Source organism: Paenibacillus sp. fava2 (genome assembly GCF_058313675.1).
Genome location: NZ_CM177755.1, coordinates 1,249,751 through 1,262,092, shown reverse-complemented (window position 1 = coordinate 1,262,092; position 12,342 = coordinate 1,249,751). Strand labels below are relative to the sequence as shown.

Genomic DNA, 12,342 nt, shown 5'->3' with positions numbered 1-12,342 from the left:
TAGATCAGCAGCTAGATTCTGGACGTTCAGAGGCAGCTTTGCCTCTCATTCCACTCCACAAGCCCTTCCAACCAAATCAAAGGCATTTTTGCCTTTGATTTCGCACCGCAGCCCACTTTCAGCCAATTCAAAGGCATTTTTGCCTTTGATTTCGCCTCGCGGCCCACTTCCAGCCAATTCAAAGGCATTTTTGCCTTTGATTTCGCCTCGCGGCCCACTTCCAGCCAATTCAAAGGCATTTTTGCCTTTGATTTCGCACCGCAGCTCACTTCCAGCCAATTCAAAGGCATTTTTGCCTTTGATTTCGCCTCATAGCCCACATTCAGCCAATTCAAAGGCATTTTTGCCTTTGATTTCGCACCGCAGCCCACTTCCAGCCAATTCAAAGGGATTTTTCCCTTTGATTTCGCCTCGTAGCCCACATTCAGCCAATTCAAAGGCATTTTTGCCTTTGATTTCGCCTCTTAGCCCACATTCAGCCAATTCAAAGGCATTTTTGCCTTTGATTTCGCTTCATAGCCCACATTCAGCCAATTCAAAGGCATTTTTGCCTTTGATTTCGCACCGCAGCCCACTTCCAGCCAATTCAAAGGGATTTTTCCCTTTGATTCTGCTCCACAGCCTGCCTCCAGGCCAATTCAAAGGGATTTTTCCCTTTGATTCCACTCTGCAGCCTGCCTCCAGGCCAATTCAAAGGCATTTTTGCCTTTGATTTCGCCTCTTAGCCCACATTCAGCCAATTCAAAGGGATTTTTCCCTTTGATTCCACTCTGCAGCCTGCCTCCAGGCCAATTCAAAGGGATTTTTCCCTTTGATTCCACTCTGCAGCCCGTTTCCGGCTGGCTCAGAACCATCCCTGTCCCTCACTTCTCCCACAGCCCGGCACTCGGTCTGTCAGTCTGTCCGGTCTGTCAGTCTTTGGGTCTATCGGTCTATCGATCCATTCGGTCTATCTGTCAGTCTGCCCGGTATCGGTCCAGTCTGTCCGATCTGTCAGCCTTTCTGGTCTATCGGTCTGTCTAATCGATCCTCCAGTCTGTCCGGTCGGTCCCACCCTGCTCAGTCGGTCCGCCCCCCTCAACGGAACCTCACCCGCTCAAACGCCACCGCACCTCACAGCTCCCGCGCCAGCTGCATCAGCTTACGCATCCCCTCGCGCAGCACATTCTCGCTGGCGAAGGAGTAGCTGAGCCGCAGCCAGGAGGTCATCTCCCCGAGCGGGTCGCACAGCTCCCCCGGGACGAAGGAGATGGACTGCTCCATGCTGCGCTCAAACAGTGCGGCGGCGGAGACGGACTCCGGCAGCTTGATCCACAGGTTCAGCCCGCCCTCCGGCGCGGTCCATTCCCAGCCGCTGCCGGCCAGCTCCTCCTCCATAATCTCTTTATGTACCTGCAGCGCAATCCGCAGCTTGCCCAGATGCTGCTGCAGGCGCGGCGACGTGTAATAATGCAGAAAGATCTTCTGGTTCAGCAGCGGCGAACCGTTGTCGGCCATCGACTTGGCCGTAATCAGCCGTTCCATGAACGGATGGCGGCAGGCTACCGCGCAGATCCGCAGCCCCGGCGCCACATATTTGCTGAAGCTGCTGATATAGATGACCCAGCCCTCCGTATCGTAGGCGAAGAACGGCGCCGGAGGCGCCTCGCCGAAATAAATGTCGCGGAAAGGGTCATCCTCGACCAGCAGGCAGCGGTACCGCTCGGCCAGCTCCACCAGCAGCTTGCGCTGGCGCGCCGGCACGGTGTAGCCGGTCGGATTATGATGGGTCGGGTTGATATAGAACATCCGCGGCCGGCAGGTGCGCATCAGCTCCTCGACCGCCTCCAGGTCATAGCCCTCCGGCGTGATCGTAACCGGCAGCAGCCGTGCACCTGCCCGGCGGAAAATATCAAGCGCCACACTGTAAGTCGGCCGCTCCACCAGCACATAATCCATCGGCCCGAGCACCAGACCCGCGATCAGATTGATCGCCTGCTGGGCCCCCGAGGTAATCAGCAGCTCAGCAGGCGACAGCTGCAGCTTGAAGTGCTCCTGATAATGCCGGCTCAGCACGCTGCGCAGCTCAGGATCGCCCTGGACGGAGGAATATGTGCCCATGACCTTCGGGTAGAGGTCGAACACTTTTTTGACATAATCGGACAGAAACAGGTTCGGCAGCAGACCCGGATCAATCAGCGCCTGCGAGAACTGGTATTGAACCGGCATACGCTGAATATCGGACATCGGATTGGTCAGCGAATAGGCCGGTACTCCTGCAGCAGCTTCTGCCGCCGGCTCTTCCCTCAGCATACCGGCGGGTGCAACATAGTAGCCGGATTTGTCTTTTACATAGACCCTGCCGCTGCTGGCCAGCTCCCGGTACGCCTTAAAGACAGTCAGCCGGTGCACCTGCAGCTCCTCGGCCAGCATCCGGATCGACGGCAGCTTGTCATGCACCCTCCATTCCTCCCGCATAATCCGGTTCACCATATAATCATAAACCTGCCGGAAAAGCGGATGATTCTGCTCCATGTTGGCCGGTTGTTTCATAGCTTTTGCACTCCCCTCAGCAATTCCCGCAGCCCGTATCTTCTGCAGAGACAGCGTTACAGCCGCAGCCTGCAGCCCGTAGCTCTTGTTATTTCCCCCTATTGTACAGCATCCGGCCCGCAATCTGTTCTGTCACTTATTAACTGTTCTGTGTCCGGCCCGTTATGATTAACCAAAATGCTTCACCGTACTGCCATATTACATTCACAAAGGGGAACTTTTCATGATTATGCTGGCTTATTCGCTCGTCTGTCTGATCTTCGGCACTACCTTTCTTGCTATTAAAATCGGAGTGGACGCCGGGCTCCCGCCCTTCTTCTCCGCAGGAATCCGGTTCTTTCTCGCCGGTGCTGTCCTGTTTCTCTGGATGGTCATCAAAGGCAAAGCCAGCTTCTCCCTGCTTCTGCGCAAAGAAATGCTGATTACCGGAGCCGCCCTGACCTTTGGCACCTTCTCCGCACTGTACTGGGCCGAGCAATATGTGTCGTCAGGACTTGCCGCCGTGCTGTCGGCTACCGGGCCGATGATGATCCTGCTGATGCAGACCGCTTTTCTCCGCCAAAAAGCACCCTCCTACTCTCTTTACGGCTGTATCATCGGCTTCACCGGCGTTCTGCTGCTCGTGCTGCCAAGCCTTGTTGTGGACGTGTCCCCGCTATGGATCACCGGCTGTATCGTTGTGCTGATCGGGGAATGCTGCTATGCAGCCGGAGCGATATATTCCAAAAAAGTGATCACAGCCTTTTCCGGCGTCTCGCCCGTTGCCTTGAATGCGGCGCAGATGATGTACGGGGGTGTACTGCTGTTTCTTTTATCGCTTGCTGCCGAACCATGGCATCCCGAAATCCTGCTCTCGCTCAAAACCGCCGGCTCCCTGCTGTACCTGACCGTGATCGGCTCCATGGTCGGACATACCCTGTTCTACTGGCTGGTCGCCAAGACAAATCCCGTCTTCCCGTCCACCTGGCTGTACATCTCGCCGCCGATTGCCGTTGGTGTGGGTTATCTGTTCTACAATGAGGCCGTGACCTGGATTACGCTGCTTGGCGTGTTCACCATCATCGCCGGAACCGTACTGGTAAATGCGGGGGCTCTGAAGGAGCTTTTGTTCAAAAAGAAAACGGCGCCCGCTGTCCTTCCCGTCCCTCCACTCGATGCTGCTGCACAGAAATAAAGCAATTTGTGATTACTAAATTTATTTATGACGTACTATATGTTGCATTTATGATAATTATTGCGTATTATATAAACAAGTTAAGGGGTATTATTACCATTAAGACGTCTGAATGAGAGGGGGAATTGGCGACAGCACTCCTTTTCCCATGGGAGAGACCTGATAATATCCGGAAAATGGAGGGACCTGCAATCGAACTGACATCCCGTCAACTGCAAATTATTGAAATTGTAAAAAAACGCGCACCGATTTCCGGCGACCAGATCGCCGAAAGCCTCAACCTCAGCCGGCCGACCATCCGCAACGACCTGTCCATTCTGGTCATGCTGGAGTACATTGACGCCAAGCCTAAGGTCGGCTATTTTCCCGGCCAGCGGTCTGTGGCGCATCTGGGCAGCGGCTATCTGCTGCGGGAAACGAAGGTCAAAGATATCCAGAGCATCCCGGTGGTCATCCGTGAAACAACTACGATCCAGGATGCCGTTGTCACCCTGTTCCTGCAGGATGTAGGCACCCTGATTATCTGCGACGGGGACGGCAGGCTGGCCGGAGTGGCCTCGCGCAAGGATTTCCTGAAGGTAACGCTCGGCAATCCCGGTGCGGTATCCATGCCGGTCAGCATGGTTATGACCCGTATGCCTAAGGTAGTAACGGTATCGCCCGATGAGCCGGTGCTGGATGCTGCACATAAAATGATTTTTCACGAGGTAGACAGTTTGCCGGTGGTCGTACCCGGCGGCGCGGAAGATACCGTCCCGGGACTTCAGGTAACGGGCCGGCTGACCAAAACTTCCATCGTTAAGCTTCTCCTCGATCTCGAAGCCAAAGGATAACGGGAGGATTAGAAACGCATGGAGCAATCTTCGCACTACATCACGATATGCTCAGATTCAATAGGCGATACGGCAGAAGCAGTAGTGCAGGCCGTTATCCACCAGTTCCAGAATCAGCGTGTCACGATCAGGAGATACGGCAATGTAAGGCACGAGGATGAATTGCGCAAGCTGATGGAGGAAACGGCGCAGCTGCAGGGTTTTGTCGCCTACACCCTGGTGCAGCCTGAGCTGCGGGAGATGATCCGTGAGGAAGCGGTCCGGCTGGATCTGCGGATTGTCGATATTATGGGCCCGATGATGCAGGCCTTCATCGACACCTTCGATGATGCGCCGCAGGCCCGTCCCGGACTGCTGCATCAGCTGGACGAGAACTATTTCCGGCGGATCGAAGCCATTGAATTCACCGTTGCCTGCGACGACGGCCGTGACCTGGGCGCCATGCTGAAGGCCGATATCGTGCTGCTGGGCATGTCCCGGACCTCGAAGACACCGCTCAGCATCTTCCTTGCCCACCGCGGCAAGAAGGTGGTCAATTATCCGGTTGTACCGGAGATTGCTCCTCCCCAGCAGCTGCTGAGCCTGCCGCCAAGCCGGATTATCGGCCTGACAATGGAGCCGGAATATATGCTGAAGATCCGTTCCGAACGCCTGAAGATGCTGGGCTTGCCTGCCGGCTCGCAATACGCCAGCCTTGAGCGGATCCAGGAAGAGATGGAATACGCCGCAGTGCTGTTCAAGAAGCTGGGCTGTCCGGTAATCGACATTACCGACAAGGCCATCGAGGAAACCGCCGGCATCATTATGGGCCACTTGTAGACGCATAAACGGCCGCGCGGATGCTTTGCACAACAAACAAATAGATAACCTATAAAATGGAGGGAAAACATATGGAACGTGAGTTGGCACTGGAGATTGTACGGGTAACAGAACTGGGCGCTTTATCCTCAGCACGCTGGATTGGCCGGGGCGACAAGAATGCGGCGGATGATGCCGCCACAACGGCCATACGTTCCATGTTTGATTCTGTCTCCATTGACGGAACCGTCGTAATCGGCGAAGGCGAAATGGATGAGGCCCCGATGCTCTATATCGGTGAACGGGTCGGCACCAGGAACGGTCCTGCTGTAGATGTAGCCGTTGACCCGCTTGAAGGTACAGAGGTCGTTGCCTGCGGGCTGCATAACGCCCAGTCGGTCATTGCAATTGCCGACCGCGGCAGCCTGCTGCATGCGCCGGACATCTACATGGAGAAGCTGGCCTGCGGTCCGGAGCTTGCCGGCAAGCTGAGTCTCGACGATTCCGCCGAGGTTACGCTGCGCAAAGCCAGCATGATTACCGGCAAGGCGTTGTCCGAGCTGACTGTGATGGTGCTCGACCGCAAGCGCCACGAGTCGCTGATCAGCACCCTGCGTGAGCTGGGTGTGCGGATCAAGCTGCTCGGCCACGGTGATGTGGCCGGAGCGATTGCGGCAGCGCTGCCGGACAGCGATGTCGATCTGTACATGGGCTCCGGCGGTGCGCCGGAAGGCGTACTGGCCGCCGCTGCCCTGAAATGCCTCGGCGGCGAACTGCAGGGCCGGCTTCTGCCGGAAGGGCCATTCGAGCTGCAGCGCTGCCTGATGATGGGTCTGGATAACCCGACCCGCGTGCTGTCGATGGAGGACATGGTCGGCACCGGCGATGTCATCTTCGCTGCGACCGGGGTTACCTCCGGCGAATTCCTGAATGGTGTCCGCTTCATCGGCAAGGAACGCGCCGAGACGCATTCGGTTATCATGCGGGCGCAGAGCCGGACTATCCGCTATATCCGCAGCATCCATTTTCTGCCCGGCAAGGAAATCCCGCAGGGTGTCTCAGACCGCCAGAACGTTGCTTTTATGTAAGCTGCCGCCGGGCTCCGGGACCTGCCGCACAAGTTTCAGCGGCAACCGGACTGCATAGTACCGCAGCAAAAAGGGTTTGCCCGGGGTCCAGCAGGACCCGGGCAAACCCTTTTATTCGTTATAACACACTGTCAGCCTGGCCGCCGCTTAACGCGTGCGGCTGTGATCTCTGTCTCTCAGCAGCTCATCGCTGGCATTCACCTTCACATCTCCCGTCTTATCGACACGGGCCTCTTCGCGTTTCAGGGTATCTTTTACCTGCTCAGTGCCCTGAACTTCACGCTTGTGAATGCCCACCTCACCGGTGACCACCGTGTTCTTGTGAACCTCGACCTGCTCTTCGCTGACCGGGATACGGATGGTCTCATCGGTTCCGACTGGCGTTTGGCTGGAGTCATTGTTGACCGAGCGCCGCTCAATCACAATTTCCTCATGGGATACAGGGACGTTGATCGTCTTCTGCTCCTCCACGATTTCCTTGCGCACGCTGACCTCACCGGCCTGCACCCTGTTTTTGGACACATCCAGCTGTTCCTCACGCAGGCGGAGCTTACGGGCTTCGTCATCCTCGCCTCCTTCATAAGCACGCGAGCTTCTGCTGTCTACATCCTTGCCCATGCCGTCAGGCGTTCCGGAGTACAAATCAGCCTTCATTCCCGGCCGGTTTAAATCCTCATGCGCCCGGTTATCCGGCAGATCGTGCACCGGAGCGGAATTCATGGTATCAAGCCCGGTGTCTGTCCGTCCTTCAAGACCTGAGCCGTTAAAGGCGGCATCCACGACATCTGACACTGAATGATCAGCCGCATCTCTATACGAACCGTTCATGCTGTTATCTTCCATATATCTTTCGGCATTGGCCGAATTATGGTTACGGAATACAGTGTACACATCGTTAACACGTGTATCATCCGCATCTACCATGACCAGAATCCGTCCCTCGTCTACATAATTTTCATAGCTTTCCGCTTCATCCTCCGGAATGCCGAGGCCGATCAGGCCGCCTACCAGCCCGCCGGTACCGGCTCCGATAGCTGCCCCTGTCAGTGTTGCGGCAATTGGACCGGCAGCAATAATCGGTCCGATCCCCGGGATAGCCAAGGCGCCGATCCCTGCCAGGAGGCCTGTCACCCCGCCGAGCAATCCGCCGGTTGCTGCACCGGAGGCCATGCCTTCCGGGGCTTTGGTGCCTGTCTCTTCATTAATGGCTTCGACATCTCGTTTATTACGGGCAATCACGGAGATGTCCTCTGTCAGAAATCCGTGGCTTTTCAGCTCTTCAATAGCCTGCGAAGCCTCATATTCGGTATGGAACACACCTACAATTTTCTTATTCATAACGATTCCCTCCTGATAGCTTTTTTTGATTTTCTTGGCCACTCTTTCACATTTCTTAATTAACCACTCCCTTATCGGCGAAACTGAAAGTTTTTCAATTTTGAACGATTCCTCAAATATATTTTCGAAACAGAATGTGCACTGGAAATCCTATCCTCTGACACATTTCCATCATATTTCCCTTGTTAAAGTCAGGAAAGATCACACAATATTTACGGCATCAGCCCATTTGTTAAGCCTTTTGGAACAATCGCTTCAACCCCATTACACCATCGGCAAAAGGGACTATACTCCTCGTAAGATAGGTCAGCCATTTTCACATGACCAAGGAGGTCTACCCATGAATATGCGTTTAAAGGTATTGAAGAAGCATCTGCTGTTCTGCTGCAGTGAGCATTGCAACAATCAGGAGGTCGAGGATGTCATGCAGGCGTTCAAGGAGCAGCTGGTCGAGCAAGGCATCAACAAAACCGTCAAAATCAACAAAACCAGCTGCCTCGGGCTGTGCGGCAACGGTCCCTTTGTCATCGTCTACCCCGACGGCGTCTGGTATTACAATGTAACAACGGATGACGTTCCGCGCATTGTGGAGGAGCATCTTGTTGGCGGCGAGCCGGTGGATGAGCTGGTTATGCTGAAAATGGAAGCCTGACGTTATAACGCCGGACTTCCCCGTCTAACAAGCCGTTCTATCTTATCTTTTGGAACAAGTCCCCGCTCCGCTTCCGTCACTGGAAAGGCGCCGGGACTTTTTGCGTTGTCTTACGCCGCTGTAAAACTATTGTATAATGGTGACTGTACACGCATATATCCAAGACCACTTTACACAGGAAAAGAGGCTGAAGGATGGCCATATTTAAATATAATCCGCAGCGTCCGCTGCGCAGCAGCCCCGATCTGCATCTGCATTACTGGGGCTTCGAGCATTGTGCGCCCGGCCATACCGTCGGTCCCGGCGTGCGTGACCTTTACAAAATCCACTTTATTCATGCGGGCACCGGCAGGGTTGCCGTCGGGGAAACCGAGCACAGGCTGCAGGCCGGGCAGGCTTTTTTGACCTATCCCCATATCGTGACTTATTATGCAGCAGACAGCACGGAGCCGTGGACCTATTCATGGGTTGCTTTTACCGGAGAAGAGATTGAATCCCTGTTGTCCCGGACTTCGCTGTCGCCGGAGCTGCCCGTGTTTCCGATGGATCAGCAGCTGATGCCTGCCCTTTACGACCGGCTGACTGCAGCAGCGGATACGGCCGAGGGGCTCGACCTGCCGCTTAAGGCAATCATGTATGAATTCTTTACGATGCTGCTGCGTACAGCCCCGGCGGCGAAGGACAATGTACGGCTTCCGCGTGCCAAAAGCTTCTATGTCGAGGAATGTCTTCATTTCCTGCATGCCCACTACTGTGAAAATATCACCGTGGAGATGATGTCGGCCTCCCTGAAGCTGGACCGCAAATATTTGTCGGCCCTGTTCAAACGGACGGTCGGCCTGCCGCCGCAGCAGTATCTGCTGAATTTCCGCATTGCCAAAGCCTGCGAGCTGCTGGCCGAGAGCAGCTGCACCGTCGGTGAAATCGCCCGATCGGTCGGCTATCAGGACCCGCTTCTATTTTCGCGGATGTTCAAAAAGGTCAAAGGCTGCTCCCCCAAGGACTACCGCAGCCGCCATGCGAATAACGACATTGTGCTATAAACATCTTCCATGCTGACATACGCTTTTGTCCCGTGGTTCCGCTACAATAGAACGTGTCAGTTAAGCCGTAAACGCTTCCGTTATGAGGAATAACCCATCACAACTATTAGGAGGATCTCACATGTATATCGCCAGTCCTGAACGTTATGACAACATGAAATATAACCGCAGCGGCCGCAGCGGCCTGCTGCTCCCGGCAATCTCGCTAGGCCTGTGGCATAATTTCGGCGGCAACGACCTGTTCGAAAACGGACGGGCTATGGTTCGCCGGGCCTTTGACTTAGGCATCACCCATTTTGACCTTGCCAACAACTATGGACCGCCTCCAGGCTCCGCCGAAGAGAACTTCGGCCGGATTCTCCGCCAGGATCTCGCCGCTTACCGCGATGAGCTGATTATCTCCACCAAAGCCGGTTACTATATGTGGCCGGGTCCATACGGCGAATGGGGCTCCAAGAAGAATCTGGTGTCGAGCCTCGATCAGAGCCTGAAACGGATGGGCCTGGATTATGTCGATATTTTCTACCATCACCGTCCGGACCCGAATACTCCGCTGGAGGAAACCATGGCTGCGCTGGATCTCATCGTCCGCCAGGGTAAAGCACTGTATGTCGGTATTTCCAACTACCGGCCGGCGGAAGCCCGCGAAGCGGCGCAGATTCTCCGCCGTCTGGGCACACCTTGCCTGATCCACCAGCCGAACTACTCGATGATGTCGCGCTGGATTGAGGATGAGCTGCAGGATGTGCTCGCTGAAGAAGGCATCGGCACCATCGCCTTCTCGCCGCTGTACAAAGGCATCCTGACTGACCGCTATCTGAACGGAATTGCAGCGGATTCCCGCGCAGCCGGACCAAGCGTGTTCCTCTCCGAAAAGGAGCTTACCGAAGAGGTGATCGGCAAGGTACGCAAGCTGAATGACATTGCCGCAGCCCGCGGACAAAAAATGTCGCAGCTCGCCCTTTCCTGGGTTCTGCGCGGCGGTAAAGTAACCTCTGCGCTGATTGGTGCAAGCAAAGTGAGCCAGATTGAGGACGCAGTGGCATCCCTGAACGCTCCCGAGCTCAGCACGGAAGAGCTGGAGCAGATCGAAGCCATTCTGCGCGGATAATTGCGGTGATAACCGCAAGGATGACTGCAGATACATCCATATAAAGACGGCAAATGAACCTGAACGGCCGGGAGGCCAGGCAGGGACATTTGCCGTTTTCTGCATCTGTGATGCTATAATGGACACAAAACCGCACAGAAGGGGATGCATCATGAACAAGAACCGGTTAGGGCAATCCGATTTATATGTAAGCGCTATGGGGCTGGGCTGCATGTCTCTGGGAACCCAGGAGGCACCGGCTGTATCCATCATCCACGAGGCGCTGGATAAGGGGATCAACTTCCTTGATACAGCTGATCTGTATGATGCGGGCCGCAATGAGGAGATTGTAGGCAACGCCATACGCGGCCGCCGCAGTGACGTTGTTCTGGCCACTAAGGTCGGCAACCGGCGGATTCCCGGCCAGGAAGGCTGGTCGTGGGATGCGTCCAAAGCCTATATCAAATCCGCGGTGCATGACAGCCTTCGCAGACTGCAGACCGACTACATTGACCTCTATCAGCTCCATGGCGGAACGATGGAGGACAATATCGACGAGACGATTGAGGCCTTTGAAGAGCTGAAGCAGGAAGGGCTGATCCGTTATTACGGCATCTCCTCCATCCGTCCCGCTGTGGTCCGCGAATATGTGAAACGCTCGGGTATTGTAAGTGTGATGAGCCAATACAGCATTCTTGACCGGCGTCCGGAGGAGTCGATTCTGCCGCTGCTTGAGCAGCATGGCATCAGCCTTATTGCCCGCGGCCCGCTGGCGCGCGGCATCCTGACCGATAACGGCCGCTCCAGGCTGGAGAAAGACTACCTGGATTATTCTGTGCCGGAGCTGGCCTCGCTGCAGGACAGACTGACGCAGCAGGCTCCGGCTTCCCGGACCCTTACGCAGACCGCGCTGCACTACCCGCTGTCACAGCCGTCGGTAGCGTCTGTCATTCCGGGTGCAAGCAGCCCTGAGCAGCTGCGGCTGAACATTGCCGCGGCCGAAGCAGCGCCGCTCACCGCCGCCGAAGCGGACGCCGTCCGCCAGGCCAGCAAAGCGGGTGTCTATGCGGCCCACCGCTAGGCTTTGCCGGGCTAGCCTCTCTACCGTCTACTGCCAGGCTCAGGCGAGTTTAATAAGCCGGCATAATTAGCCGGCCCGGTGAACAAATATGCCGTCGCCAGCCAGTACAGCACAACAGGCTATCCCTGCTGCGAGATGCAGCTAACGGATAGCCTGTTGTGTGCTTTTCCACTATACACCTGCTGGTAACCCCCGGGCTTTGCTCCAAGCTAACGGACACCAGCGCTCTTATGTTCTGACATTGGCATGAAAATCGCCATCAAACCGGGAAATAAAGGCGCTACGGTCCGTTAGGTTGGCCAAACGGCATTACGGGCTGAATAGCGCCCTCTTTTTAAGCTGCAGCGGGTTAATCCGGTAACGTTTCTGAACACTTGCTACGATTTTTTCCGCAAGCGGAGAATCCAGAAGACCAGCGACACCAGAAACACCAGTCCCGTGATCGCCCAGGTCAGCAAGAAAGCCATCCCCAGCCCGATATTCGCGTCGGCAGCCTCCCGGAGGCTTTCCTGCACCAGCAGTACTGCAAGCGGAGCACCGCTCGCCAACAGCAGCACCAGTACACTATAGCGCGCAAAAGTGGTGCGTTTGGGTAATGCGTAATACATACTGAGATATGAAAGAATTAATAGAACAAAAGATAACGAAGCCTGCTGTACAAGTCTGTCCATCCTGTCCACTCCCTATCTTAAGCCTTCGAATGCGTACAGTAT

General features: G+C 55.4%; 13 protein-coding genes. 8 read left to right on the top strand and 5 right to left on the bottom strand.

The genetic code is table 11. The features are described 5' to 3' along the window. Window positions 1-26: 26 nt before the first annotated feature. The 3 genes from AC4G46_RS05510 to AC4G46_RS05500 form a co-directional block, all read right to left on the bottom strand. On the bottom strand, window positions 27-437 hold the full coding sequence (locus AC4G46_RS05510; RefSeq protein WP_491127037.1) for a hypothetical protein: 411 nt from the start codon (window positions 435-437) through the stop codon (window positions 27-29). Window positions 438-464: 27 nt separating this feature from the next. Then, a complete protein-coding gene (locus AC4G46_RS05505) occupies window positions 465-590 on the bottom strand; it encodes a hypothetical protein (protein ID WP_491127036.1) in 126 nt (41 codons plus the stop codon). Between the two features lie 523 nt (window positions 591-1,113). Then, window positions 1,114-2,532 carry an aminotransferase-like domain-containing protein gene (locus AC4G46_RS05500; protein WP_491127035.1) on the bottom strand — a complete coding sequence of 473 codons (1,419 nt, stop codon included), beginning with the start codon at window positions 2,530-2,532 and terminating at the stop codon, window positions 1,114-1,116. 223 nt (window positions 2,533-2,755) lie between these two features. On the opposite strand from AC4G46_RS05500, the gene AC4G46_RS05495 reads away from it, so the two are divergent. The 4 genes from AC4G46_RS05495 (at window position 2,756) to glpX (ending at window position 6,425) form a co-directional block, all read left to right on the top strand. Then, the gene (locus AC4G46_RS05495) at window positions 2,756-3,706 is read left to right on the top strand and encodes a DMT family transporter (RefSeq protein ID WP_491127034.1); all 951 of its coding nucleotides are present in this window, start codon (window positions 2,756-2,758) and stop codon (window positions 3,704-3,706) included. A 176-nt stretch (window positions 3,707-3,882) separates the two neighbouring features. Next, the gene (locus tag AC4G46_RS05490; RefSeq protein ID WP_090720283.1) at window positions 3,883-4,539 is read left to right on the top strand and encodes a helix-turn-helix transcriptional regulator; all 657 of its coding nucleotides are present in this window, start codon (window positions 3,883-3,885) and stop codon (window positions 4,537-4,539) included. An 18-nt stretch (window positions 4,540-4,557) separates the two neighbouring features. After that, window positions 4,558-5,358, top strand: a complete 801-nt coding sequence (locus tag AC4G46_RS05485; protein ID WP_491127033.1) for a pyruvate, water dikinase regulatory protein — start codon at window positions 4,558-4,560, stop codon at window positions 5,356-5,358. Window positions 5,359-5,429: 71 nt separating this feature from the next. Further along, on the top strand, window positions 5,430-6,425 hold the full coding sequence (gene glpX / locus AC4G46_RS05480) for a class II fructose-bisphosphatase (protein WP_491127032.1): 996 nt from the start codon (window positions 5,430-5,432) through the stop codon (window positions 6,423-6,425). A gap of 147 nt (window positions 6,426-6,572) precedes the next feature. Here glpX and AC4G46_RS05475 read toward each other — a convergent pair whose 3' ends face one another. Beyond that, window positions 6,573-7,763, bottom strand: a complete 1,191-nt coding sequence (locus tag AC4G46_RS05475) for a YsnF/AvaK domain-containing protein (RefSeq protein ID WP_491127031.1) — start codon at window positions 7,761-7,763, stop codon at window positions 6,573-6,575. A 340-nt stretch (window positions 7,764-8,103) separates the two neighbouring features. Between AC4G46_RS05475 and AC4G46_RS05470 the strand changes: the two genes are divergently transcribed. The 4 genes from AC4G46_RS05470 to AC4G46_RS05455 all read left to right on the top strand — a co-directional run bounded on the left by AC4G46_RS05470 (window position 8,104) and on the right by AC4G46_RS05455 (window position 11,629). Then, the gene (locus AC4G46_RS05470; protein ID WP_068720774.1) at window positions 8,104-8,415 is read left to right on the top strand and encodes a (2Fe-2S) ferredoxin domain-containing protein; all 312 of its coding nucleotides are present in this window, start codon (window positions 8,104-8,106) and stop codon (window positions 8,413-8,415) included. A 194-nt stretch (window positions 8,416-8,609) separates the two neighbouring features. Then, complete coding sequence (locus tag AC4G46_RS05465; RefSeq protein ID WP_491127030.1) at window positions 8,610-9,458, top strand: AraC family transcriptional regulator; 849 nt, start codon at window positions 8,610-8,612, stop codon at window positions 9,456-9,458. Between the two features lie 121 nt (window positions 9,459-9,579). Next, complete coding sequence (locus tag AC4G46_RS05460; RefSeq protein WP_491127029.1) at window positions 9,580-10,569, top strand: aldo/keto reductase; 990 nt, start codon at window positions 9,580-9,582, stop codon at window positions 10,567-10,569. A gap of 151 nt (window positions 10,570-10,720) precedes the next feature. Next, window positions 10,721-11,629 carry an aldo/keto reductase gene (locus AC4G46_RS05455; protein WP_491127028.1) on the top strand — a complete coding sequence of 303 codons (909 nt, stop codon included), beginning with the start codon at window positions 10,721-10,723 and terminating at the stop codon, window positions 11,627-11,629. Window positions 11,630-12,006: 377 nt separating this feature from the next. Here the strand turns inward: AC4G46_RS05455 and AC4G46_RS05450 are convergent, their stop codons facing one another. Continuing rightward, window positions 12,007-12,300 carry a hypothetical protein gene (locus AC4G46_RS05450; protein WP_491127027.1) on the bottom strand — a complete coding sequence of 98 codons (294 nt, stop codon included), beginning with the start codon at window positions 12,298-12,300 and terminating at the stop codon, window positions 12,007-12,009. Window positions 12,301-12,342: the final 42 nt, after the last annotated feature.

What these genes read in the sequence shown, in the direction of transcription:
- AC4G46_RS05470 (WP_068720774.1), top strand. Translation starts at nt 8,104, where the DNA reads ATGAATATGCGTTTAAAGGTATTGAAGAAGCATCTGCTGTTCTGCTGC.
- AC4G46_RS05455 (WP_491127028.1), top strand. Translation starts at nt 10,721, where the DNA reads ATGAACAAGAACCGGTTAGGGCAATCCGATTTATATGTAAGCGCTATG.
- AC4G46_RS05495 (WP_491127034.1), top strand. Translation starts at nt 2,756, where the DNA reads ATGATTATGCTGGCTTATTCGCTCGTCTGTCTGATCTTCGGCACTACC.
- AC4G46_RS05485 (WP_491127033.1), top strand. Translation starts at nt 4,558, where the DNA reads ATGGAGCAATCTTCGCACTACATCACGATATGCTCAGATTCAATAGGC.
- AC4G46_RS05475 (WP_491127031.1), bottom strand. Translation starts at nt 7,763, where the DNA reads ATGAATAAGAAAATTGTAGGTGTGTTCCATACCGAATATGAGGCTTCG.
- AC4G46_RS05450 (WP_491127027.1), bottom strand. Translation starts at nt 12,300, where the DNA reads ATGGACAGACTTGTACAGCAGGCTTCGTTATCTTTTGTTCTATTAATT.
- AC4G46_RS05490 (WP_090720283.1), top strand. Translation starts at nt 3,883, where the DNA reads ATGGAGGGACCTGCAATCGAACTGACATCCCGTCAACTGCAAATTATT.
- AC4G46_RS05465 (WP_491127030.1), top strand. Translation starts at nt 8,610, where the DNA reads ATGGCCATATTTAAATATAATCCGCAGCGTCCGCTGCGCAGCAGCCCC.
- glpX (WP_491127032.1), top strand. Translation starts at nt 5,430, where the DNA reads ATGGAACGTGAGTTGGCACTGGAGATTGTACGGGTAACAGAACTGGGC.
- AC4G46_RS05460 (WP_491127029.1), top strand. Translation starts at nt 9,580, where the DNA reads ATGTATATCGCCAGTCCTGAACGTTATGACAACATGAAATATAACCGC.
- AC4G46_RS05500 (WP_491127035.1), bottom strand. Translation starts at nt 2,532, where the DNA reads ATGAAACAACCGGCCAACATGGAGCAGAATCATCCGCTTTTCCGGCAG.